This is a genomic window from Bradyrhizobium sp. (genome assembly GCF_016462955.1).
Classification (GTDB): domain Bacteria; phylum Pseudomonadota; class Alphaproteobacteria; order Rhizobiales; family Xanthobacteraceae; genus Bradyrhizobium.
Genome location: NZ_JAEMSD010000691.1, coordinates 1 through 2,910, shown reverse-complemented (window position 1 = coordinate 2,910; position 2,910 = coordinate 1). Strand labels below are relative to the sequence as shown.

Sequence of the window (2,910 nt, the reverse complement as noted above, 5' to 3'; positions counted from 1 at the left end):
AAGCGGGAGAGGTGCACCGAGCCCGCGGCGGCTTGATTCAACCCAATCTCATCCTGCTCCTAGCCGGCCAACGATCTCGTCACCTCATCCCCGGCGTGACAGGAAATCCAGCACGCCGGTCTTGTAGACCTTGTCGCCGACCGCGCGCATGTGGTCGCGATTTGGAATGTCGAGCACTTCCGAGCCGGGGATGATGGCGCCCAGCGCGCTGGCACTCCCTGCGACGTCGTCGGTGGTGCCGACCGCAATCAGCACCGGCACCTCGATGCGCGCAGCTTCCTCCCGAGTCATGAGATCGCGCGTGCCGCGCAGGCATGCGGCGAGCGCTTTGCGGTCGGAGCGGGTCTGATCGGCAAACGCGCGGAAGGTGCGGCCGACCGGATCGGTGACGTCGTCGAGCGAGGGCGCTTCCAGCGCCTTCGCGACGTTCTCGCCGGGACCAGAGCCCTCGATCAGGCCGCCGATGCCGATGCCGCCGAGGATCGCCGAGCGCAGGCGCTGCGGCTCGTTGAGGGAGAGCCAGGCCGTCATCCGCCCGCCCATCGAATAGCCCATGATGTCGGCCTGCGGGATGGCGAGATGATCCATCAGCGCGAGCACGTCGCCGGCCATGGTCGGAATCGAATATTGCGCGGGCTCGTAGAGCTTGGCACTTTCGCCGTGGCCACGATTGTCGAGCGCGATGACGCGGCGGCCGTTCTTGCGTAGCTCCGAGACCCAGGTCGGATAGACCCAGTTCACGTTCTTGCTGGAGGCAAAGCCGTGCACCAGGATGATCGGATCGCCCTCGCCTTCGTCGAGATAGGCAATTTCAACGGCGCCGTTGTGAAAGCTCGGCATCATCAGTTCCGTGAGGTCTTGTGGGGGACAGCGCGATCTTAGAGCATGATCCGGCACAGAGTGCAGCGGTTTTCCGGCAACATCGTGCTCAAACAATAGCCTGACGCGCAGGCGCTCAGGCCGTCGCGGCCGCATTGGCCAAAGCGGCGTCGGCTGCGATCTGCGCGCGGCGGAGCCGGCGCGCCCGCTTGCGATCGCACCAGGCCTGGGTCAGGCGCTCGGTCGTCGCCTTGATGGAGGAGAGAAGACCGAACAAGGTCAGCACCGCGCCGAACAGCCACATCGCCAGATCGAACGCGCCGCCGACCAGCAGCAGCGCACCGCGGCCGAGCAGCTTGATGATCGCGCGCGTCTTGCTGCCTTGCGCTTCGGCAAGCCGCACCGCGCGAGCGACGTCCTTGGGACCTTCGGCGATGCGCAGCGTATCCATCGCCCCGCGCGTGCCAGTCTTTCCGGCAACGCGCGTGACGTCCTTGCCGAGCCGGACCAGCGCACCGGCCTTCTCGGCCCGGAACGCCGCCTTGATCGCGCTCACGGTCTGGCCGGGCCGCAGCACCGAGCCCGACGCCACCGCGTTCCGCAGCATCGGCGTGTCGACGACCTCGCGCGCGGACCGGCCGGCCCACGCGGCGAGTCCTTCGCCGAGCCGTCCGAGCTTGCGCGCATCCTTCACCAACGTCAGCCCGGCGCGAACCGGCGCAGCACCGCCGACCGTCACGTAGGTTGCCGCCGTCACCGCGAGGCCGGCGGCTGCAAGGCCGAGCACCAAGCGGTCGGCGTCCTCGCCCATCGCAAGATTCTTGCCTTCGCGCACCACGTCCCTGATGTCGCCGAACACGAAGAGATCGCCGGCGACCGTGCCGGAGAGGCTCGCGACGTCGTCGGCATTGCCGGTGACGAGCCCGGTGGCAAATCGCTTGGCGAAATGCGACGTGGAATTCTCGGCCCTGACTGCGTCGCTGACGCGGGCGAGGAGATCGTCCGGCAGTGCGATGTTGCGATCACGCGCGAGCGCGACGAAGCTGTCGGCGAGATCGGCGTCTCCGGCCGCGAGCGCGGCCTCGATGTTGTCCTGAACCAGACGCTCGTTCTGCCGCAGCAAGCCATCGAGCCTGAGTTCGGACAGCGCGGCCGGATCGTCCTGAGCGGCGAGGATCGCGCCGGCCTCACGGGCGTGCGGCGCCACCTGCGCGAGCAAATAGCTGCACGCGGCAATGCCCGCCAACGCCGTACTGATTCGCAGCCACTTCATGTGGAACAGCCCGGATGCCCCTGGGATCGCTCGCGCCGACAATTCGTCTTTCGTCTCGAATGCACCGCGCCCACAGAGATAGTATGCCAAAATTGCGACACAACGTCCCCGACGAAAGAAGGGCTTCTCTCAGGCCGCAAGATTGTGTCGAATTTGCATGAGCAAATGAGCATGGGGCGATTGCGGGGCTTTCGGTTCCGCTGGACTAGCAATCATCTGCACCCGCCAGTATGGTCCGCGGCGCCATCATGATGCCGCGTCAGTTAATGATTGTATCTGCCGCCATTGCCACTCCAGGATGAGTTACGATGTCCGACCATGTCGTCCCGCACTTCCATAACGATGCCGGTGTTCCCGTCATCGAAATCGGCTCGCAAGAGTTCATGTGCGTGGGCGCCAATCCTCCGTTCGATCATCCGCACGTCTTCCTCGACCTCGGCAACGACAACGAGATCATCTGCCCCTATTGCTCGACGCTGTACCGCTTCGCGGCCGACCTGAAGCCGGGCGAAGCCCGCCCGCCGGAATGCGTGGTGAAGGACAAGGTGGCCTGACCGCGTCCGTCGGTCAGGGGTGGCGCTCTCCCGCACGATTGTCATCGCCGGTGCCGGCATCGGTGGACTGACGGCCGCGCTTGCGCTCGCGGCCCGCGGCTTCCGCATCGTCGTGCTGGAAAAGGCCGAGCGCCTTGAGGAAGTCGGCGCCGGCCTGCAACTCTCCCCGAATGCCAGCCGCGTGCTGGTCAAGCTCGGCCTCTCCGAGCGTCTCGAGGCGCGCGCGGTCACCCCGGAAGCGCTCTCGATCATGAGCGCGCGGGC

The 2,910-nt window shown here is 66.4% G+C and carries 4 protein-coding genes; 2 read left to right on the top strand and 2 right to left on the bottom strand.

All coding sequences use genetic code 11. The annotated features are described in order from the left end of the window. Positions 1–84 precede the first annotated feature (84 nt). The gene (locus JHD07_RS36935) at positions 85–840 is read right to left on the bottom strand and encodes an alpha/beta hydrolase (protein WP_291631162.1); all 756 of its coding nucleotides are present in this window, start codon (positions 838–840) and stop codon (positions 85–87) included. A 115-nt stretch (positions 841–955) separates the two neighbouring features. After that, the gene (locus JHD07_RS36930) at positions 956–2,092 is read right to left on the bottom strand and encodes a hypothetical protein (RefSeq protein WP_291631160.1); all 1,137 of its coding nucleotides are present in this window, start codon (positions 2,090–2,092) and stop codon (positions 956–958) included. Between the two features lie 308 nt (positions 2,093–2,400). Here JHD07_RS36930 and JHD07_RS36925 point away from each other — a divergent pair, with 308 nt between their 5' ends. After that, entirely contained in the window at positions 2,401–2,646 is a 246-nt protein-coding gene (locus tag JHD07_RS36925; RefSeq protein WP_291631158.1) for a zinc-finger domain-containing protein, read from the top strand. Positions 2,647–2,665: 19 nt separating this feature from the next. Further along, positions 2,666–2,910, top strand: a 245-nt coding sequence (locus JHD07_RS36920) for an FAD-dependent oxidoreductase (RefSeq protein WP_291631156.1), incomplete at its 3' end; no start/stop codon positions are given.